Here is a 20,295-nt window from a genome sequence, read left to right as displayed (position 1 = left end):
AAAGTTAATCCAATACCGAATACTCTTTTTAAACTTTAATTTAAATGGCATTTTATTATTTAAAATATATTCTTTTCACCTTATGTTATACTATCAGGCTAGTGTTATTCGTTATTTTAATACTTATGCTAAACCAATTATTCGCTATATTATATTACTATCGCACATTTGCTATGTGGTCTTTTGTGATTAATATTATGTTTTTAATTACTGGAAGTTCTCACTTAATTATAGCACTAATCACTAAATTGTTTTTGGTTGTATTATTATATTATATAGTAAGCGAGACCACTGCTAAACAAAAACTGACCTTTTATAAAAACTTAGGTGTATCTGATTTAAAATTGTTTAGTATTTTATACCTTATAGACGCTTTTATAACTACAGGATTTTTAAGTTTAATGAACGAATTTATATAACCTTATTTTGATATTTGAAATAGACAATGTAGAACTTTACTTTAAGGACAAACGCATATTAAACGGTATTTACTTAAAAGCAGAAACTGGTAAAATAACAAGTATATTTGGCAGTAATGGTAGTGGTAAAAGTTGTTTGCTAAATATTGCATTTGGCACCTTAAAAGCTAAATATAAGCAGATTAGACTTGATGGTCAGGTTTTAAAAACTGAACTATTTAAAACAAAACAAGCTGCTTTTTTACCCCAATATCATTTTGTGCCTAATCAAGCCAAAGTCATATCTTTATTTAATTTATTTGAGGTCAAATGGGATGATTTTATAATCCAATTCGAAAGTTTTTCAAAATTTGAATATCATAAATTTAATACGCTATCTGATGGAGAAAGACGCGTTATTGAAATATATTTAATATTAAAAAAGCAAGCTAATATTGTTATACTAGATGAACCGTTTACTGGAGTTTCACCTCTTTATATTGAACAAATACAGCAATTAATACTTGAAGAAAAGCAAGCCAAAGCTATATTATTGTCTGACCACAGGTACAAAGAAGTTATTGCTATTTCTGACACTATATATTTGCTTAAAAACGGTTGTACACAATTAATTGATAATATCAATGAACTGGAAGACTACAACTATTTAAGCATTGGTAGTTTAGATTAATATTCAAAGGTTCCAAACTCACTTTTAATAGTTAGTTTTTTTTCTTTTGAAGCCTCAACACGACCAATAATTTGGGCATTGACATTAAAAGATTTAGATATTGTAATTAAATCTTCCGCAATTTCTGGAGAGACATATAATTCCATTCTATGCCCACAATTAAAGACTTGATACATTTCCTTCCAGTCTGTTTTAGACTGTTCCTGTATTAATTTAAACAAAGGTGGTATGGAAAACATGTTGTCTTTAACAATATGCAAATTATCTATAAAATGAAGAATTTTTGTTTGCGCACCACCACTACAATGTACCATTCCATGGATGTCTTGTTTATTATATTTAGCTAATATAGCTTTTATAATTGGCGCATAAGTACGCGTTGGTGATAGTACTAACTTTCCAGCATCTATAGGTGAATCCTTTACAATATCTGTTAGTTTTACTTGACCAGAATACACCAAATCTTCAGGTACAGACGCATCAAAACTTTCTGGATATTTTTTAGCTAGATACTTACTAAACACATCATGTCGTGCAGAGGTTAATCCGTTACTTCCCATTCCGCCATTATACGCTTTCTCATAAGTGGCTTGTCCAAAACTTTCTAAACCAACAATGACGTCTCCTGCCTTAATATTTGCGTTATCTATAACTTCTCTTCGTTTTATTCTTGCAGTTACCGTAGAATCCACAATTATGGTTCTAACTAAATCTCCGACATCTGCAGTTTCGCCACCAGTTGAATGAATCGTGACACCAAAAGATTTTAAATCTTCAATTAGCTCTTCTGTTCCGTTAATAATTGCAGAGATAACTTCACCTGGAATTAAGTTTTTATTTCTTCCTATAGTAGATGATAACATAATATTATCTGTTGCACCAACACATAGTAAATCGTCAATATTCATGATTAAAGCATCTTGAGCAATTCCTTTCCAGACCGAAACATCACCAGTTTCTTTCCAATACATATAAGCTAAAGACGATTTTGTTCCAGCACCATCTGCATGCATAATCAGACAATAATCATCATTATTAGTGAGGTAATCTGGTACTATTTTACAAAACGCTTTTGGAAATAGACCTTTATCTATATGTTTTATAGCGTTGTGTACATCTTCTTTAGAGGCAGAAACCCCTCTTTGGCTATAACGTTTTGAAATTTCGGAACTCATTGTGCAGTGTTAAGCTACAAAGATATTTATAAATAAAAAGCACACAAATAATATGTGTGCTTTTATAATTAAATTGATGTGAAAGTATGAATTACTTCCAATCTGGCATTTTTCCGTTTTCTAAAAATAATGTTCTAGTACTTAAAGAAGCAAGTTCTACTTTAACTAAATCTTGTTGTGAGATACCGTCATTAGAAGTATTTACAAAAATGACCTCTGCTTCGTTAGGTGAAAATTTAGGATCTAAATCATTAGTTCCTGCTGGTTTAGAAGTAGAAATATCTATTGTAGTCATAGTATTTATATCGTATATAAACATATGAGAGTCTAACTGTCTATAATCTACATTTTGATTACCAGATACATCGTAAGTGTATAATAACTTAGTACCATCAAAAGTATAGTCTAATCCACCTGCCGCACCAGTTACACTTTGCAAGATATAATCTACAATACCGCCTGAGTTAGTCATAGTATATATTTCTACATTATAACCTACAGCATTATTTGTTTTTACAGCTAAACGTTGTGTTAATTGACACCAATCTACTTCTGTAATAAAATTACCATTTAATGTTTGATGGATTAAATTTAAGCCAGACCCATTGCTATTGATTTCGTATAACGAATCAAAATTAGGGTACACCAGTTTGGTATTGTTACTTTTCCATTCAAAATCTAGTTCTTCTAAATTAAATCCATTTACAGATACTGTATTAGTTACCTGCATAACGTTAGATCCATTTAAATCCATGGTGTAAATATGTACTTGTCCACCATTAGATCTTAAAAATGCAATTTTATCTAAATTGCTCGCTTTTCTAGGCCTCCAGCTATTATTGCTTGCAGAAGTGAGTTGATATTCGTTACCTGCATCATCAACAGAAAAAATCACATTATTTCCATTTATTTTTCTAGTAAAAAAGTGTCTGTTATCTGGGAATTCTAAGGTTTTGAAATTATAGGTTTCGCTTAAAATTGGATCATTTATATTATCTGAAGCTGAAACTTGCCAAAAATATTTGGTATTATAATCTAAATCTGAAATAGTTAGTGTAGTATCTGTTAAATCTGTAAATGTTAATACGTCAGAGTTTTGATCGTTTAAAATTTGTACTTCATAAGTCAAATCGTCATCTTCAGGGTCAGATCCTGTCCAAACTAAATCTAACGTTATAGCTTGATTTACTGCATTATTAGAAGGACTGACTAAGACAGGTGCATTAGGTGCATCGTTATTTGCTGTTTCTATATCCAATTCAAAAATTACATTTACCGTGTTATCGTCAGTAACTGTTGCAGGCTCAAACTTACTTAAATAACCTTCTTTTTGTGCTTGCACAGAGTAGGTTCCTACTGCTATGTCGTTAATTACAAAATTTCCTGATGCATCTGTAAAAACAATACTAGAGTTTGGGTTAGTTGATACTCTGGTGTTTTCTAATGGTATATTATCACCTTGTGATACCACTTTTCCGGTAATAGTTCCTGTTCCACTTAGTGTAATCTTATCTTCACTACAACTAACTAACATAGTTATTATGACGATTAAGCTTATATATTTTGATAGTATTTTCATCTGTTTCAATTATTTAAATGTTAAATTAAAATTTAACAGATTAATTATTTTTTCTGTTTTGGCGTTCTGCTCTATTTTTCTCTTGCATTAACCTACGATTTTCTTTCTTTTGTGCCTTTAATTCTGCTTTTTGAAGCTTTTCTAATTCTTTTCTTTGGTTGAATTTAGTTTGTGGTTTAGACAAATAGTAGTTGACTCCTAAACCAAATCGATAAAACATATCATCAATACTACCAGCTACTACACCATCAATTTCATCTGAAAACACAAGATTATGCTCTCCATAAAGATACACGCCTAGATTGTCTTGTATTAAATATTCCAAACCAATTCCCGCTTGCAATTTTGGGTCGATTGCTTTAAAATAGTTTGAAGCATTAGTACCAACACCTGCAAAAAGATAAGGTGTAAAATTGTCGAACGGTAACACCCTGTATTCTATATTTAAATCAAAAGACATAAAGCCTTCGTTTAAAATCTCTTTATTTTCTAAGTTGTATTTGTTGTAAGTAAATCCTAAACTTAGATAAGGATTAAGAGAACGTTTGAGACCTATTTTACTATTAAATTCTGGTTGAGGGTCTGGTAAATCTCCGTTAATTAATGTACCTCCTAAAGCACCAGTAATGGCGTAATCACCTCGACGTTCTGTTAAAAATCTCTCGTACAATTCTGTTGAGATGGCTTCATCTTTTTCTGCATCATAATCTTGAATAAGTTGTGCAGTAGATTCTTCGCTTAATCTAGGTAACCATAATTTATCTTTTATTCCTTCTATAATTAAAGATTCTACAGCTTTTTCAATTGCTTCTTTCATTGCTAGTTGTACAGGTTCGTTTTTAGTAAAACCTACTTCGGTTTCTAATAAACGTTGGTACTTAACATATTTGAATAAGTTTGCGGATACTGCTTGAGATAAAATTGTTTTAGAAATATAAACGGTTTTCAAAATTTTTCCGCTTGATGTAGAGACTGCTCTTAAATATACGGTTATTCTATCTTGTCTATATTGTGTAGAACTACCTATACCTAAATATCTAGCTCCTGCACCTCCAGTGATGATGTTTGTGTCGTAAGAAATTATTCCACCTTCAAGTAATACGCCAGCATATAGTAGTGGTGGTAAATTAGGTTCGTTTGGATTTTGGTTTTTTCTATACTCATCTCTGGTAGATCGAATAATGTTTCTTTCGTTTAAAAGGTTTCCTAAATTTTCTCTTTCTATTACTGTAAACCATTTAGAATCTTCTAACGCTTTAATTAACATGGTTGTACCACCTTGAGATACAGCTGTACTAAAGGTACTTCCATTTTCTACAGCTTTATATTGACCTGTTTGGTCTTTAAAGTTATAAACACCTGCTACAACTGGTTCTTGTGGTAGTGGAAACTGGGTTAACTTACTGGTAACTGGAGTCGATTCTCCAATTCTAGCTCTTTCTTGCTTATAAGGTTGATTAAAAAAAGCGCCACAACTGGTTAAGATTAAAAATAATATGACTGCAAAAGCAGGTCTAAAATTTATCATGATGTGAAGTTAAGTGATTAGTTAGGGACTATAATTTGTGTTTGTTCTCCTGTGTCAGTATCTAGAATGTTAATGACAAGCCCTTCTGCAGAGTCGTAAATTTCTAGAGCTAAGCTACCAAAACTGAAGTTTCCTTCTTGTAATCCGTCACCCAATTGTGTTTGAAATAATGACCTTGATAATTGACTTAAAATTTGTCTATTTAAATTTTCAGCGAAAGCTTCTAAAGAACTTTCGTCATTATCTAAATCGGCATTAGGATCTGTAAACGAGTTTTGAGCATTTGCAGAACTTAATAACCATTGGTAATTAAAGGTCTCTCCTCCAAAAGCAGGATTTATAGGCTTATAAGTGAGTTGTTGACCTACACAAAAATATCCAGCTAAGAATATTAAAAAAGTTAATAATTTTTTCATGACTAAATAATTAATAGCGTTTTACTGTTTTTGATTCTTTTTCAAGATTTTTGAAATGCTTATACACATTGATTATGGCATAATCATTCATTTTAGTTAAATACTCTGTACTAGGTCTTACAAAAAACGAAAAAATCTTATCATCTCCAACTATAACTTCTATTTTCGTGTTTCTACCAATAGCTAAAATTTCTTTTATGGTTACTACTTGATTACCGTTTATGTTATTTTGAGTATATAAAGAATAAAACAGTTTGTAAAAATCTCTTCCTGGTTTGGTTTTAGTATCCTCAACTACAATTCCTTTTAGTTCTAGACCATCCCTTACTTCTGTATTAATATCTTGAGATTGTTCTTGCTCCTGTTTTAATTTTTCTAATATGCGCTTTTTTTTCTCTTCTTCTTCATTTAAACTCTCGTTAAAAACAACTCTGTCTTGTCCAATAATATTATTATCTAAGTCATAAATTAATAATACTGCTATTTTCTTTTCGTTTTCATCTAACTTAAATGAAATTGAGGATAAGTCTATTTTTTGATTTGCAGATAAAATAAAACGCTCATTCTTTAATTCTTCTATATTGTTTAAGCTTTCATCTTTGTTAAAAACTACTAGTTTATAAATAAGGCTTTTAGTAATCTCAGTTTTATTAAAGGCTGTACCTTTAATAGTGGTAAAATCGTTTTGTTGATTAGTTTGTATTTTGGCTTCAACCTCGTTATTGATTAATTGAGCATTAATTTTTATGGATGTGTCTTCTACTTTTGCTGCAATATCTTTGAGTACCTCAACTTTATTAATACTATTTTGACCATCGTCATTAAACACAACTCGGTCTTTGCCAATAATATTTTTATTAGTATCAAAAACTAAAAGAAGAATAATTACTTTAGTTTTTTGATCAAAGTTAATAGATGTAGTTGATAGGTCATTTTGTTGATTGGAATCTAAAGTAAACTGACCGCTTTGTTCGTTTTTAGATTTGTTTTGTTGTTCATCTGTTTTAAAAACAGACAATTTATAACTCAAGTTTTTGGTAGTTTGAGTTTTATTAATGGCTATACCTTTGATATTGATGTAATCGTTGTCTTGATTGACTTGAAGTTTAGCTTCAACTTCTGTATTATATAGTTGTGCTTTAGCACTAAAGGCAAAGAGAATGATAACAAAAAATATTATTGTTTTTTGGTTTAAACACAAAAACATAATACTATTGTTAAAAATTTCTTATGATAATGGATTGGTCTTGTCCTTGCATAGAAATTTTGATTTTTTCTGACAAAGAGTTAGAACCAAACATAGTTAAATTTTGATTATTACCTGTTTGATTAATAGTCGCATTTCTTAAATTTGATCTGAATGGACTATAATCTAAAAATGTGTTATTATCACCATTTTGTATTACAGTTTCTTTTAAGGTTGTACTATTAATATCAAGTACAGTCAGGTTTTCGTCACCATTTTGTATGACAGTAATGTTACTTTCTGTAGATGTTGTATTACTAATTAAATTGTTGCTATCACCTATTTGAGCTATAAAAATAGCATTGTCAGAACTAGTAACACTAGCAGTAGTAGCACTTTGATTTAATAAAAAGTTTTCTTGGGAAGACTGTGTTTCAAAACCAGAAATATCTGTAGCATCATCAGTAGCTTCAAAAGTTTGAGCTGTGATAAAGTTACCTGACATTAGTATAGAAACTACTATTAAGAATTTATATATAGTTTTCATAGTCTTAAGTTTTAAGATATATCTACTTGTAAGTTATAAAAATATATCTGTTATAAAAAGTATAAGAGCAAATTAATGCTCTTATACCTTATAATTATTTAATAAAATAATCTATTTTATAAAAGCTTCTGCTTAGTCATTTTGAGTTACAGAAGATGAGTTACCGTTTCCAATTTGGTCTACAGTACTTGTATGAGTTGTTCCGTTTTGATCAACTATACTAGAGTTCATGTTTCCTTGTTGGTTAACAGAACTATCATGCATGAAACCATCTTGGTCAACAATACTGTTGTTTAACATTCCATTTTGAGTAACAGTAGATAAATGTAAGTCTCCTAATTGAGATACAGAGCTATTATTACCTGTACCATCTTGGTCAACAGTAGAGTTATTATCCATACCTGTTTGTGTTACTTGGCTAATGTTACCAGTACCATCTTGCATAACTACAGATACGTTATTATTACCTGTTTGTGCAGTTGTACTGTTATTTAAGTTACCATTTTGATCAACATCAGATTGGTTACCATCACCTAATTGGTTAGCACTCGCTGAGTTACTGTCACCGATTTGGTCAACATAAGAGTTATTCATATCTCCTGTTTGATAAGTAATTGCTGTGTTAGCGTTACCAACTTGATTTTGCGTAGAATAGTTAGAATCTCCAGTCTGGATTGTTAATGCACCATTGAAATCTCCAATTTGGTCAATATCACTTTGGTTCATATCTCCATATTGTCCTGCTCCACCATAGTTATTGTCACCAGTTTGGTCAATATCAGAGATGTTTGAGTTACCAATTTGTTGGTTTTCAGCAATATTAGAATCACCTGTTTGAGTTTCAGAACTCATATTACTGTCACCTTGTTGGTCAATCCATGCAGAGTTAGAATCACCGTCTTGATCAACAGAAGCATCATTCATGTTACCTAATTGGTCAACATCAGAATCATTTGTATCACCATCTTGGTCTACATCTGACACGTTCATGTCTCCTGTTTGGTCAACATCACTTGTATTAGACTCACCATCTTGGTTTACATCAGAGTCGTTGTCATTACCTGTTTGAGTAACAGAAGAATCATTTCCTCCACCTAAGTCATTATCTTGAAAAACATAAGATGTATTGTTATCTCCATTTTGATCTACAACACTATTATTGTTGTCACCATTATATCCTTGGAAAACATCAGATTCATTTCCGTCACCATCTTGATCTATATCAGAAGTATTAAAATCACCCCATTGATCTAAATAAGAATCATTGTTGTTTCCAGTTTGATCTACGTCAGAAAGGTTATCATTTCCATCTTGCCATACAAATGAATCGTTGTCATCACCTGTTTGAGATACCGTACTTGTGTTATTGTCTCCTACAGTACCTTGCCATACAGTTGAATCGTTACCATCTCCTAATTGGTCAACATCAGAACTATTACTGTTACCAGTTTGTACAACATCAGAACTATTCATGTCTCCAGTCTGATCAGTAAATGATGTGTTGTTGTCTCCTGTTTGGTCTTCATCAGAATCGTTACTGTCTCCATTTTGTGTTACAAATGATGTGTTAGACATACCATCTTGGTCTTGAGTAGATATGTTAAGGTCACCAACTTGACTGTTGTAAGCTAAGTTACCATCTCCTGTTTGATTAATATCAGAACTGTTACCATCAGAACCATCAGTATCACCATATTGGTCGATGTGTCCTGTGTTACCATTTCCTGTTTGTGTAACAGATGCTGAGTTGTTGTCATTAACAGAAGCTCCAGAACCAAAACCTTGGTGGATGTCTGCTTCGTTATTGTCTCCTAATTGGATAACATCACCTTCGTTATCGTTACCTAATTGGTCTACATCAGAATCGTTAGATACACCATCCTGCATTACATCAGAATCATTTGTATCTCCTACTTGATCGACATCTGAGTTGTTGGTCATTCCAGTTTGTGATACTACAGAAGCATTTCCGCTTCCTACTTGATCAACATCACTGTTGTTTGATTGTGCGAACATTAGTGTTCCACACATAAGCGCAGCTGCGCTGAAGAATAATTTTTTCATGTTTAAATATATATTGATTAATAGCTTTTCAAAGATACAGAATTTATCTACTCATAAAATTTGATAATCAAAAAAACATCTGTTTTTAACACTTTTTTCGTCAACATTTCTTATTTATACGATAAAACGCACAATTTAGCAAGTATTTTCTTACAATATATAATTTTACTAAAACTTGCTAAACCCCTTATATTACTGGTAACTACGTAGAACTACGTACATTTAAAGGTATTGAAATTAACATTTATATAGAAATACGTCTAACTACTAGATACATTATAATAAATGATTGAAAAATCAAAGTTATTGGAACACACAGTACATCAACTTTAGTGTTAAAAATAATTGTATAACCAAAAAAGGCTTGATTACAATCAAGCCTTTTATTAATTATTATAATGTGTCTAAATTAGTCGTTCTGAATAACTGTTGACGTATTAGAGTTACCTATTTGATCTACAGTACTATTATGAGTAGTTCCTGTTTGATCTACATCAGAATTATTTAAATCTCCTAATTGATTAACAGTACTTGTGTGCATTAAACCAGATTGATTAACATCACTAATATTAAAGTCTCCAGTCGATAATACTACAGAAGAGTTAGCGTCACCATGTTGACGGACTTCACTATGGTTATTATCTCCTATTTGATCTACATCAGAATTATGATTATCGTCAAATTGAGCTGTAAAACTATAGTTATTGTCTCCTGTTTGTGTTACTGTACTTATATTAAAGTCAGATCCATCTCCAGCAGGAGTATATTGATCTGTACTTTGCCAGTTACCATCACCTGTTTGATTTACTGTACTTGTATTATTATCACTTGCTGCAGTTACAGCATCAAAAGGAGCACCTTGACGAACTAAAGATGTATTTCCATTTCCATTTTGATTAACATCACTGTCATTATCATTTCCGTACTCCCACACTAAAGAACTATTATTATCTCCAAATTGACCTACATAAGAATCATTTGAGTTACCATATTGCTCCGTATCTGAGGTATTTGAATTACCAAACTGATCTGTCCAGCTATCATTATTATCACCCATTTGGTCTGTACTTGACATGTTTAAATCTCCATAAGACTGTACTACAGAGAAATTAGACATTCCATTCTGGTCTGTATCATTAGTATTAGAGTTTCCTACTTGTGCTAAATACGAATAGTTACTGTCTCCTATTTGATCTATTGTACTACTATTATTATCTCCTGTAAACCCTTGATAAGATTGAGAGGTATTAAAATCACCATTTTGACTTATTGTACTACTGTTAGAATTACCATTTTGCCACATTTGAGAGTAGTTATTATCTCCGTTCTGAGAAGTTGAGCTGGTATTTGAGTCTCCCGTTTGATCTTCATCAGAAAAATTGGTATCTCCGTTTTGATTAACAAAACTAGAGTTACTATCTCCATTTTGATCTTGAGTTGAGTTGTTAAAATCACCAACTTGACTGTTGTAAGCTAAATTACCATCTCCCGTTTGATTGATAGCAGAATTGTTATCATCAGAACCATCTGTATCACCATATTGGTCAATGTGTCCTATGTTACCATTTCCTGTTTGTGTAACAGATGCTGTGTTATTGTCATTAACAGAAGCTCCAGAACCAAAACCTTGGTGGATGTCTGCTTCGTTATTGTCTCCTAATTGGATAACATCACCTTCGTTATCGTTACCTAATTGATCTACATCAGAATCGTTAGATACACCATTCTGCATTACATCAGAATCATTTGTATCTCCTACTTGGTCAACATCTGAGTTATTGGTCATTCCAGTTTGTGATACTACAGAAGCATTTCCGCTTCCTACTTGATCAACATCACTGTTGTTTGATTGTGCGAACATTAACGTCCCACACATTAGCGCAGCTGCGCTGAAAAAAAGTTTTTTCATAATTAAATATATTGATTAATAGCATTTCAAATATAGCTTATTAATTAGCACCAAATTCTTTCATCATTATATATTCATGTGAAAAGTACTTTTTTTCGTTAAAAAGGAAATTTAATAAGATAAGCTACAGAGTCAAGTAAGAAAAACCCTCAATTAAAATATTGTAAATCAAACAATTAAGTACGTACCTATACGTATAAAACATCTATAAATGACTATAACACATAAAAATTACTTGTTATTATATTTATAGTATAGCATAGATATAATTCAAACAAACAAAACAAAACAAAACAAAAAAAAGACTCTTAAATTAAGAGTCCTTTTATATATTGAAATTAAAGTAAAACTATTATTACTAGTCGTTTTGAGTAACAATAGATGAATTAGAATCACCTATTTGATCTACATCACTTACATGTGTAGTACCGTTTTGACTTACAGTACTTGAATTTAAATCTCCAGCTTGGTAGACATTGCTTAAATGTGAAAATCCATTTTGATCTACTAGACTATTGTTATTATTTCCTAATTGTAAGGTAGTAGAGTTATTTAAATTTCCATTTTGAATAGTTGAAGCATAATTACTGTCTCCTGTTTGATCTGTATCATCAATGTTATCATCTCCGGTTTGCGACACATAAGACTCGTTTAAGTCTCCTGTTTGATCTACATTTGATGCGTTATTGATACCAACTTGGAATACTCTTGACTCGTTATCGTTTCCTGTTTGGTTTACATCACTAAAATTATCGTTACCAACCTGATCTTGATTTGAATAGTTTCTATTACCTAACTGTGTCAAATAAGCAGTGTTACCAGGTGATTGATTAGGACCAGAACTTTGGTATTGTCTCCCTCTGTTTCTGTTTCCGTCTTGATCAGTATCTGAAAAATTATTATCAAATCGTTGGATTTGATTAGATCTGTTTCGATTACCAAGCTGATTTGCATAAGCTATGTTATCTTCTGCAAAATTGACTCCTTGATCAATTCTAGCTCTGTTACGATTACCCTCTTGGTAAGTATCTCCAAGATTACGGTCTCCAGCCTGCTTGACTGTAGCTTCGTTTAAGTCTCCTAATTGATACACATCTGCATCATTAAGTTCTCCACTGTTGGGATTTGTTGGTACAGCACCATACTGATCGACATCAGAATCGTTACCAGCACCTTGTTGGAAAACGTCAGCATCATTGGAAGTACCTGTTTGATCTACATCACTGACGTTAGATTGTGCGAACATTATTGTCCCACACATGAGCGCAGCTGCGCTGAGAAAAATTTTTTTCATGTTTAAATATATTGATTAATAGCATCATAAATCTAAGTCAAATATTCGCAGCATAAAAGCGCTTTTGAAGAATGAGACTTTTTTTTCGATAAGCTTACAATTTAATCGTTGTAATGTAAAACTTACTAGTAATTCCTGTTACAAAAAAAAAGCCTTTCTAGATAGAAAGGCTTTAAAAGTAAAGTTTGAAAATTCTATTTTGTAAATAATAACTCTCTATATTTTGTAAGTGGCCATAACTCGTCATCCACTAACAACTCTAACTTGTCGCAATGGTACCTAATATCATCAAACAAGGGTTTAACTGTTTTACAATACTCTAATGCTTTTTTAGTTTCGTTTGTAATAGAATTAGCTTTTCTACGCGCTTCAGTCATCTTTGTAACATTAGAGTTAATATTGGCAATATGACTTGAAATTTCTTCAATTAAATTTAGCTGCTCTTGGGCAAGTTTTTTATAGTCGTTACCATAAATTTCTTTCAATCCTTTAACATTGTCTATTAGTAAGTTTTGATATTTTACAGCTGTTGGCACAATATGGTTACGAGCAATGTCACCTAAAACACGTCCTTCAATCTGTATACGCATTGTGTATTCTTCTATTTCTATTTCATAACGCGCTTCAGCTTCAATAGTATTCATGACACCTAATTCATCAAACAATTGCAACGTTTTTTTAGATATTCTGGCTTTTAAAGCGTCTGGAGTTGTTTTATTATTACTTAATCCTCGTTTTTTTGCTTCTTTCTCCCACGCTTCTCCATATCCATTTCCTTCAAATAAAATAGCTTTAGATTGTTTTATGTATTCTCTTAATACATTGAAGACCGCATCATCTTTTTTCATTCCTTTTTTATCTATCAATGCATCAGCTTCTCTTTTAAAATCTATAAGTTGCTTAGCTACAATAGCATTTAAAACCGTCATTGGATTGGCACAATTGGCAGTAGAACCTACTGCTCTAAACTCAAATTTATTTCCTGTAAAGGCAAAAGGAGACGTACGGTTTCTGTCTGTATTATCTAATAACACATCTGGTATTTTACCGACTACATTTAATTTAAGGTCAGTTTTTTCTTCTGGAGACAACTTACCATCGGTTACATTTTCTAACTCATTTAACGTTTTTGTTAATTGCGCTCCTATAAATACAGATATTATTGCAGGAGGCGCTTCGTTAGCACCTAATCGATGGTCATTACTTGCTGATGCTATTGAAGCACGTAGCAATTCTTCGTTTTCATGCACTGCTTTTATAGTATTAATAAAGAAGGTTAAAAACTGAAGATTACTCATAGGTGTTTTTCCTGGACTTAATAAATTAACACCTGTATCTGTACTTAAACTCCAATTGTTATGCTTTCCTGATCCATTAACACCTGCAAAAGGTTTTTCATGAAATAAGACTTTAAAATTATGTCGGTCTGCAATTTTATCCATAACATCCATTAATAAGGAATTATGGTCTACTGCTAAATTAGCTTCGTCATAAATTGGCGCTAATTCAAATTGATTTGGAGCCACCTCATTATGTCTAGTTTTAACCGGAATACCTAATAACATACATTCGGTTTCTAAATCGCGCATAAAAGACATGGCACGATTAGGTATGGTTCCAAAATAATGGTCATCTAATTGCTGACCTTTAGCAGGAGAATGTCCTAACAAAGTACGACCTGTTTGCACAATGTCTGGTCTTGACATTGCCAAATCACGATCTATCAAAAAATATTCTTGTTCCCAACCTAAAGACGCATTAACTTTTTTTACATTTTTATCAAAATATTTGCAGACTGCGACTGCTGCGCTATCTACAGCTTGTAATGCTCTTAATAAAGGTGTTTTATAGTCTAAAGCCTCTCCTGTGTAAGCCACAAATACAGTAGGAATACACAAAGTTGTACCATAAATAAAAGCTGGAGAGGTAGGATCCCAAGCAGTATATCCTCTTGCTTCAAAGGTGTTTCTAATACCACCATTTGGAAAACTTGAGGCATCTGGTTCTTGTTGCACTAACTGCCCACCACCAAATTTTTCTATTGCTAACCCATTACCAATAGTTTCAAAAAATGCATCATGTTTTTCTGCAGTAGCACCTGTTAAAGGTTGAAACCAATGTGTGTAATGTGTAGCTCCTTTAGAAATTGCCCATTCTTTCATTCCTGTAGAAATGTGATCCGCTATAACACGATCTATTTTTTTTCCAAATTGAATGGCATCCATAACACTGGACAATGCCTCTTTGGTTAAATATTGACGCATAGTAGCCTCACCAAATACATTAGCACCGAAAATCTCAGAGCGACGCTGTTTTTCCTTAATAACTATAGGTTTATGTTTTAAAGATTCTTTTATGGCATGAAATCTTAGTGTTGACATATCTTCTTTTTAAATTAATTATTTTACGAAATTACAAATTTTTATACACCTAAAATGATATACCCTAAAAAAAATAGGGTTATCAACAGTCTTTTAATAAAAATTATATTTTGACCCTTATTTTTTAATGGGTGATTTTAAAATTATTCTATATTTGCTAAAATTAATACCAAAAACGAATTTTTATCATGAGTAAATCAAAATTAGAGTACATCTGGCTGGATGGTTACTTTCCAACACAAAACATGAGAAGTAAAACTAAAGTTGAAAATGACTTTAGTGGAAAATTAGAAGATTGTCCCATTTGGTCTTTTGACGGAAGCTCAACCAAGCAAGCGTCAGGTGGATCTTCAGATTGTCTTTTAAAACCAGTAGCTATTTATCCAGATCCAGCTAGAAGAGATGGTTATTTAGTGATGACTGAAGTTTTAAATGCAGATGGAACTCCTCACATCTCTAATGGAAGAGCAACTATTGAAGATGAAGACAATGATTTCTGGTTTGGTTTTGAGCAAGAATATTTTATTATGGATACCAAAACACAATTACCATTAGGGTTTCCTATTGGTGGTTATCCTGCGCCTCAAGGGATGTATTATTGCTCTGTTGGTGGAAAGAATACACATGGTAGAGATTTAGTTGAAGAACATGCTGATCTTTGTATTGATGCTGGTTTAAACTTTGAAGGTATCAACCAAGAAGTAGCTTCTGGACAATGGGAGTTTCAATTATTTGCAAAAGGTGCAAAAAAGGCTGGTGACGAAATATGGATAGCAAGATACCTTCTTGATAGATTAACAGAACAATATGGTTACTATATAGAATACCACCCGAAGCCTTTAGGTAAAGATATGGATTGGAATGGTTCTGGTATGCATGCTAACTTCTCTAATACTGTATTAAGAACTTGTGGTTCTCAAGAAACTTATGAAAAAATCTGTGAAGCTTTTAGACCAGTTGTAAAAGAGCATATTGCAGTTTATGGAGAGTTTAATGACCAACGTTTAACTGGAGACCATGAAACTGCATCTATCAATGACTTTAGTTATGGTGTATCAGATAGAGGTGCTTCAATACGTATTCCAATAATCACTGTTGAAAAAGGTTGGAAAGGCTGGCTAGAAGACCGTCGTCCAGCTTCTAATGGAGATCCTTATAAAATTGCAGGTCGTATTATTAAGACTGTGAAATCAGCAAATATTACATAATTTTGATTAATAGTTAAATCCAATAAAAAACGCTTTCTAAAATTAGAAAGCGTTTTTTTGTTTTATAGCTCATTAAATAAATATGTAATATAAATATTGCTATTCTATTTTAATCATTTCTTGTTCAACCGTTAAACCTTCTGAAACTGTTCTGCACAATATCTTATTACTATTAATTTCAATTATTTCAATAACAAACCTTACTCCTATTAAAAGGTCTAGTTTTGAGTCATTAACTTCTGTATAAATAATTTCATATTTACAATCATTTAACCAATTAACTTTACTAGTTAATTCCCAACCTAAATTAGGATAATAATCTATTTGTAATGTGTCTTTACGTATTGTGATTAAATCTGAATAATCTGGATTTGAATAGGTAAATTTTCCAACTTTAAAATCTATGCATTCTTTTTCCTGCGCATAGCCAATTAAAGTTATTAGAAAGATTATTATGGAAAAAATACTCTTCATTATTTTTCTATTTTTTTTAGACTGTTATTGTGACACATGACGCCTTTACCCTTTAAAAGCTAAAAATATAAATACACCATAGATTAAAACTAACCCAAAGCCTTTTACTTTTCCTATTTCGTGTTGCTTTGGCAAAAGCCCTAAAATTAAAACTGATACTGCAAAAATGAGCATCCAAAATATATCACGAGATAGAATTAAAGGCTCTGTCACAGGTATTATTTTTACCATTGACGTTAATCCTAAAACAGACCCAATATTAAAAATATTAGAACCTATTAAGTTACCCAATGAAATTGCTTTTTCTTTTTTAGCAGCAGCAATCACAGATGCTGCAAGTTCTGGCACACTAGTACCAATAGCAATCATGGTTACACCAATAACAGCTTCACTAACACCTAAACTTGTTGCAATTTGAGTGGCTCCTTTGACTAACCACTCGCTTCCAAAATACAATGCAGTTGCTCCGATTATTAACCAAATTATAATTTTAAAGTTGGACACTACTGCTAAAGCATCATCGACGTCTTCTATATCGTCTGAAGATTTCTGACTTCTAATTAAATAAACAATAAAGATGATTAATCCAATAAACAATACTGCACCTTCAATAGCAATTAACTGATTGTCATTCCAAAGAAAATAGTATAGCGCTATTGAAAACAACATCATGACTGGCCAAGTTAACTTATAAAAAGACTTATCTATAGCGATTGCTCCAACTATTGCTGTTATCCCTAACACCAAACCTATATTGGCAATATTAGAACCTACCACATTATTAATAGCAATTGCAGGCGAGCCTTTTAAAGCTGCTTGTAAACTAACTAAAAGCTCTGGAGCAGACGTTGCAAAAGACACAACCGTCATACCTATTACAATTTTAGATATGTTAAGCTTAAATGATAACGCAACTGAAGATCTTACTAAAAACTCTCCTCCTATAACTAAAAGCACGAATCCTAATATTAAAAAAGCAACACTCATACATTATTTTTTTGCGAATATACAGTTAGAATTTTTATTAGATAAATTCCATTTCTATTTTTTCTACACAGTAAAAACTATTCAACACAAAACTAAAAAAATAGTTAAAAAACTATATTTTTAGTTATATAACTATTTTTTTAGTTATGTTTGCTTTTAAGAAGTTAATAAAATTCTAAAAAATGCAAAAATTAACAAACAAAGAAGAAGAAATCATGCATATTTTATGGAAGCTAGAACATGCTTTTGTTAAAGATGTTATGGCCGAAATAAAAGAAGACAAACCGCATTATAACACGCTGTCTACAATGATTAGAAATCTAGAAGAGAAAGGGTATGTTAGTTATGAAGCATTTGGAAAAACACACCGTTACTTCCCTATTATTAAAAAAGAAGACTATCGTAAAAAATTTATGAATACAGCTATAGACAACTATTTTAATAGCTCTTATAAAAACGTCGTCTCATTTTTTGCCAAGGAGGAAAAAATAAGTATTGATGAATTAAAAGAGATTATTCGTTTAATAGAAAAACAAGATTAATTATGGATTATTTTTTAAAAGCTTCTGCAGTTATCATACTATTTTATGCTTGCTATAAATTGTTTTTACAACGCGAAACGTTTTTCCAAGCAAACCGATGGTTTTTTGTTATTGGATTAATCATATCGGCATGTATACCTTTGTTAGTAATACCTGTATATATTGAAATTCTGGATGTTCCTACCCAAACTATTAGCATTAAGGACACTGTAATAACTCAACAACAAAGCAATTCTGCTTTTAACTTTTATAATACACTACAATGGTGCTACGCTATTGGCATACTCTTTTTTAGTATCAAACTAATTTTTGAAACTAGCTCTCTTATACATCAACTTTACAACAAACCTTACAAGTCCATTCAAAATTTTAAACTTATAGAAACAAATAATAAGGTCTCACCGTTTTCATTTTTTAATTGGATAGTTTATAACCCTAATCAGTTTAACAAAGACGAATTAAGCCATATAATTAATCATGAAAAAATTCATGCAAAGCAATACCATTCGATAGACATTATTGTCACACAATTAGCTTGTATTGTGTTTTGGTTTAATCCTTTTATTTGGTTATACAAAAAAGAAATGCAGCAAAACTTAGAATTTATTGCAGACCAAAAAGCACAAAGTAACGCCAATTGTGATATTAGTTATCAGCAGGTTTTACTTAAAGTCACAATACCAAATTATAAATTAGCTATTGCTAATAATTTTTACAATTCATTACTCAAAAAACGAATCATTATGTTACACAAGTCAAAATCAAGTACCTTAAATGCGTGGAAATACTTTTTAATACTTCCAGCACTAGCATTATTTTTAATGAGCTTTAATACCAAAGACATCTACATTACCAAAACAAATAAAGAAACTAATACTACACCAAATAAAACAAGTGATATAGAAATACTTATGATAAATAAGTATACAACTGATGCTGAATTGTCTCAAGCTGAAAAGGAGTTTAAAAAGAAAGATGTTACCTTAAAGTTTAAAAGCGTTAAGAGAAACTCTAGTGGTGAGATTATCGCAATAAAAATCTCTGCCAAAACTAAAGATTCTAATGCAAATTTTAGCGTAAACTCAGATAATCCGATTAATCCTATAAAGATAATATTTGACCAAACTAAAAATAGTGTATCAATAGGAAACGGTAAGCCTGAACACGGAAAAGACTATCATTTTTCTACCAATGATGATCACACAAAAATTATAACAAAGAAAAAAGGGAATAATGTTTTTGTCATTTCATCTGATGATAATGATAAACATCATGAAGATGTAAAAGTTATAATTAAGAATAAAAACGATAGTATTAAAAGCAATTCATTTATTTGGAAAAGTAAAGACTCTATTCATGTCGACTTAGAAGATATAGACGACAGTCATATTATTGTAATGGATGGTGCTGATGGTGAAAAGATAAAGGCAAAAATCGTTACAAAGTATATTAATACTGATACTTTATGGGTTGGCAAAAAACATGATAGCATTCATATTATGAAGATTAAAAATGATGCAAATCCTAATAAAAACACTTTCATCATTAAAAAAGAAATAACAGTAGATGACATAAACAGCACAGAAGATTCTAATGTTTTTATAATTAAAGATAAAGACGGTAAAACCATAAAAAAAAGAATAGAAGTAAAAAATTCTGCAGACAGTGATATTGAAATAAGAAGTAGTAATGGAGAAACACCATTAATTATTATTGATGGCAAAGAAGCTAAAAAAGGAGAATTAAAATCTTTAAACCCAGATGATATCAAAAGTATGAATGTTATTAAAGGAGAGCAAGCTAAAAAGCTTTATGGGGATAAAGGTAAAGATGGAGTGATTGAAATTAAGACAAAAAAATAAAACTATTATTATATAAAAAAAAGACCTTCAATTGAAGGTCTTTTTTTTATTTTG

The 20,295-nt window shown here is 31.3% G+C and carries 17 protein-coding genes; 5 read left to right on the top strand and 12 right to left on the bottom strand.

Features of this window, described 5'->3' with window-relative positions; translation table 11 throughout:
- Window positions 1–125 precede the first annotated feature (125 nt).
- Window positions 126–419: a hypothetical protein gene (locus tag Ollyesu_RS08810; protein WP_279300854.1), complete on the top strand. Its 294-nt coding sequence runs from the start codon at window positions 126–128 to the stop codon at window positions 417–419.
- Between the two features lie 7 nt (window positions 420–426).
- Window positions 427–1,089 carry an ABC transporter ATP-binding protein gene (locus Ollyesu_RS08805; protein ID WP_279300853.1) on the top strand — a complete coding sequence of 221 codons (663 nt, stop codon included), beginning with the start codon at window positions 427–429 and terminating at the stop codon, window positions 1,087–1,089.
- Here the strand turns inward: Ollyesu_RS08805 and Ollyesu_RS08800 are convergent.
- From Ollyesu_RS08800 to Ollyesu_RS08755, 10 genes are all read right to left on the bottom strand, one after another.
- Window positions 1,086–2,264 carry an AIR synthase related protein gene (locus tag Ollyesu_RS08800; protein ID WP_279300852.1) on the bottom strand — a complete coding sequence of 393 codons (1,179 nt, stop codon included), beginning with the start codon at window positions 2,262–2,264 and terminating at the stop codon, window positions 1,086–1,088. The genes Ollyesu_RS08805 and Ollyesu_RS08800 overlap by 4 nt on opposite strands.
- 91 nt (window positions 2,265–2,355) lie before the next feature.
- Entirely contained in the window at window positions 2,356–3,843 is a 1,488-nt protein-coding gene (locus Ollyesu_RS08795; RefSeq protein WP_279300851.1) for a carboxypeptidase-like regulatory domain-containing protein, read from the bottom strand.
- A 40-nt stretch (window positions 3,844–3,883) separates the two neighbouring features.
- Window positions 3,884–5,371, bottom strand: a complete 1,488-nt coding sequence (locus tag Ollyesu_RS08790) for a CsgG/HfaB family protein (protein WP_279300850.1) — start codon at window positions 5,369–5,371, stop codon at window positions 3,884–3,886.
- Window positions 5,372–5,388: 17 nt separating this feature from the next.
- Window positions 5,389–5,787, bottom strand: coding sequence for a curli assembly protein CsgF (locus tag Ollyesu_RS08785; protein ID WP_279300849.1), 399 nt, complete (start codon window positions 5,785–5,787; stop codon window positions 5,389–5,391).
- A gap of 10 nt (window positions 5,788–5,797) precedes the next feature.
- On the bottom strand, window positions 5,798–6,994 hold the full coding sequence (locus Ollyesu_RS08780) for a CsgE family curli-type amyloid fiber assembly protein (protein ID WP_279300848.1): 1,197 nt from the start codon (window positions 6,992–6,994) through the stop codon (window positions 5,798–5,800).
- Between the two features lie 10 nt (window positions 6,995–7,004).
- Complete coding sequence (locus Ollyesu_RS08775; protein WP_279300847.1) at window positions 7,005–7,520, bottom strand: hypothetical protein; 516 nt, start codon at window positions 7,518–7,520, stop codon at window positions 7,005–7,007.
- A gap of 132 nt (window positions 7,521–7,652) precedes the next feature.
- Window positions 7,653–9,584: a hypothetical protein gene (locus Ollyesu_RS08770; protein ID WP_279300846.1), complete on the bottom strand. Its 1,932-nt coding sequence runs from the start codon at window positions 9,582–9,584 to the stop codon at window positions 7,653–7,655.
- Between the two features lie 409 nt (window positions 9,585–9,993).
- Complete coding sequence (locus Ollyesu_RS08765; protein ID WP_279300845.1) at window positions 9,994–11,493, bottom strand: hypothetical protein; 1,500 nt, start codon at window positions 11,491–11,493, stop codon at window positions 9,994–9,996.
- 358 nt (window positions 11,494–11,851) lie between these two features.
- Window positions 11,852–12,787, bottom strand: coding sequence for a hypothetical protein (locus Ollyesu_RS08760; protein ID WP_279300844.1), 936 nt, complete (start codon window positions 12,785–12,787; stop codon window positions 11,852–11,854).
- 194 nt (window positions 12,788–12,981) lie between these two features.
- Window positions 12,982–15,168: a glutamine synthetase III gene (locus Ollyesu_RS08755; RefSeq protein WP_279300843.1), complete on the bottom strand. Its 2,187-nt coding sequence runs from the start codon at window positions 15,166–15,168 to the stop codon at window positions 12,982–12,984.
- A gap of 188 nt (window positions 15,169–15,356) precedes the next feature.
- Between Ollyesu_RS08755 and Ollyesu_RS08750 the strand changes: the two genes are divergently transcribed.
- Window positions 15,357–16,376, top strand: a complete 1,020-nt coding sequence (locus tag Ollyesu_RS08750) for a glutamine synthetase beta-grasp domain-containing protein (protein ID WP_279300842.1) — start codon at window positions 15,357–15,359, stop codon at window positions 16,374–16,376.
- 99 nt (window positions 16,377–16,475) lie between these two features.
- Here the strand turns inward: Ollyesu_RS08750 and Ollyesu_RS08745 are convergent, their stop codons facing one another.
- Window positions 16,476–16,850 carry a hypothetical protein gene (locus Ollyesu_RS08745; protein ID WP_279300841.1) on the bottom strand — a complete coding sequence of 125 codons (375 nt, stop codon included), beginning with the start codon at window positions 16,848–16,850 and terminating at the stop codon, window positions 16,476–16,478.
- Window positions 16,851–16,895: 45 nt separating this feature from the next.
- The gene (locus Ollyesu_RS08740) at window positions 16,896–17,837 is read right to left on the bottom strand and encodes a calcium/sodium antiporter (RefSeq protein ID WP_279300840.1); all 942 of its coding nucleotides are present in this window, start codon (window positions 17,835–17,837) and stop codon (window positions 16,896–16,898) included.
- Between the two features lie 182 nt (window positions 17,838–18,019).
- Between Ollyesu_RS08740 and Ollyesu_RS08735 the strand changes: the two genes are divergently transcribed.
- On the top strand, window positions 18,020–18,379 hold the full coding sequence (locus Ollyesu_RS08735) for a BlaI/MecI/CopY family transcriptional regulator (protein WP_279300839.1): 360 nt from the start codon (window positions 18,020–18,022) through the stop codon (window positions 18,377–18,379).
- Window positions 18,380–18,381: 2 nt separating this feature from the next.
- Complete coding sequence (locus tag Ollyesu_RS08730) at window positions 18,382–20,241, top strand: M56 family metallopeptidase (protein WP_279300838.1); 1,860 nt, start codon at window positions 18,382–18,384, stop codon at window positions 20,239–20,241.
- The last annotated feature ends 54 nt before the right edge of the window (window positions 20,242–20,295 follow it).

Source organism: Olleya sp. YS (assembly GCF_029760915.1).
GTDB lineage: Bacteria > Bacteroidota > Bacteroidia > Flavobacteriales > Flavobacteriaceae > Olleya.
The sequence above is the reverse complement of the archived record's forward strand: the minus strand, read 5'-3'. Positions and strand labels throughout refer to the sequence as shown.

Excerpts from the sequence above, each read along its gene's own strand:
- Ollyesu_RS08735 (WP_279300839.1), top strand. The coding sequence starts at position 18,020 with ATGCAAAAATTAACAAACAAAGAAGAAGAAATCATGCATATTTTATGG.
- Ollyesu_RS08755 (WP_279300843.1), bottom strand. The coding sequence starts at position 15,168 with ATGTCAACACTAAGATTTCATGCCATAAAAGAATCTTTAAAACATAAA.
- Ollyesu_RS08730 (WP_279300838.1), top strand. The coding sequence starts at position 18,382 with ATGGATTATTTTTTAAAAGCTTCTGCAGTTATCATACTATTTTATGCT.
- Ollyesu_RS08785 (WP_279300849.1), bottom strand. The coding sequence starts at position 5,787 with ATGAAAAAATTATTAACTTTTTTAATATTCTTAGCTGGATATTTTTGT.
- Ollyesu_RS08810 (WP_279300854.1), top strand. The coding sequence starts at position 126 with ATGCTAAACCAATTATTCGCTATATTATATTACTATCGCACATTTGCT.
- Ollyesu_RS08795 (WP_279300851.1), bottom strand. The coding sequence starts at position 3,843 with ATGAAAATACTATCAAAATATATAAGCTTAATCGTCATAATAACTATG.
- Ollyesu_RS08765 (WP_279300845.1), bottom strand. The coding sequence starts at position 11,493 with ATGAAAAAACTTTTTTTCAGCGCAGCTGCGCTAATGTGTGGGACGTTA.
- Ollyesu_RS08775 (WP_279300847.1), bottom strand. The coding sequence starts at position 7,520 with ATGAAAACTATATATAAATTCTTAATAGTAGTTTCTATACTAATGTCA.
- Ollyesu_RS08750 (WP_279300842.1), top strand. The coding sequence starts at position 15,357 with ATGAGTAAATCAAAATTAGAGTACATCTGGCTGGATGGTTACTTTCCA.
- Ollyesu_RS08770 (WP_279300846.1), bottom strand. The coding sequence starts at position 9,584 with ATGAAAAAATTATTCTTCAGCGCAGCTGCGCTTATGTGTGGAACACTA.
- Ollyesu_RS08745 (WP_279300841.1), bottom strand. The coding sequence starts at position 16,850 with ATGAAGAGTATTTTTTCCATAATAATCTTTCTAATAACTTTAATTGGC.
- Ollyesu_RS08780 (WP_279300848.1), bottom strand. The coding sequence starts at position 6,994 with ATGTTTTTGTGTTTAAACCAAAAAACAATAATATTTTTTGTTATCATT.
- Ollyesu_RS08760 (WP_279300844.1), bottom strand. The coding sequence starts at position 12,787 with ATGAAAAAAATTTTTCTCAGCGCAGCTGCGCTCATGTGTGGGACAATA.
- Ollyesu_RS08800 (WP_279300852.1), bottom strand. The coding sequence starts at position 2,264 with ATGAGTTCCGAAATTTCAAAACGTTATAGCCAAAGAGGGGTTTCTGCC.
- Ollyesu_RS08740 (WP_279300840.1), bottom strand. The coding sequence starts at position 17,837 with ATGAGTGTTGCTTTTTTAATATTAGGATTCGTGCTTTTAGTTATAGGA.
- Ollyesu_RS08790 (WP_279300850.1), bottom strand. The coding sequence starts at position 5,371 with ATGATAAATTTTAGACCTGCTTTTGCAGTCATATTATTTTTAATCTTA.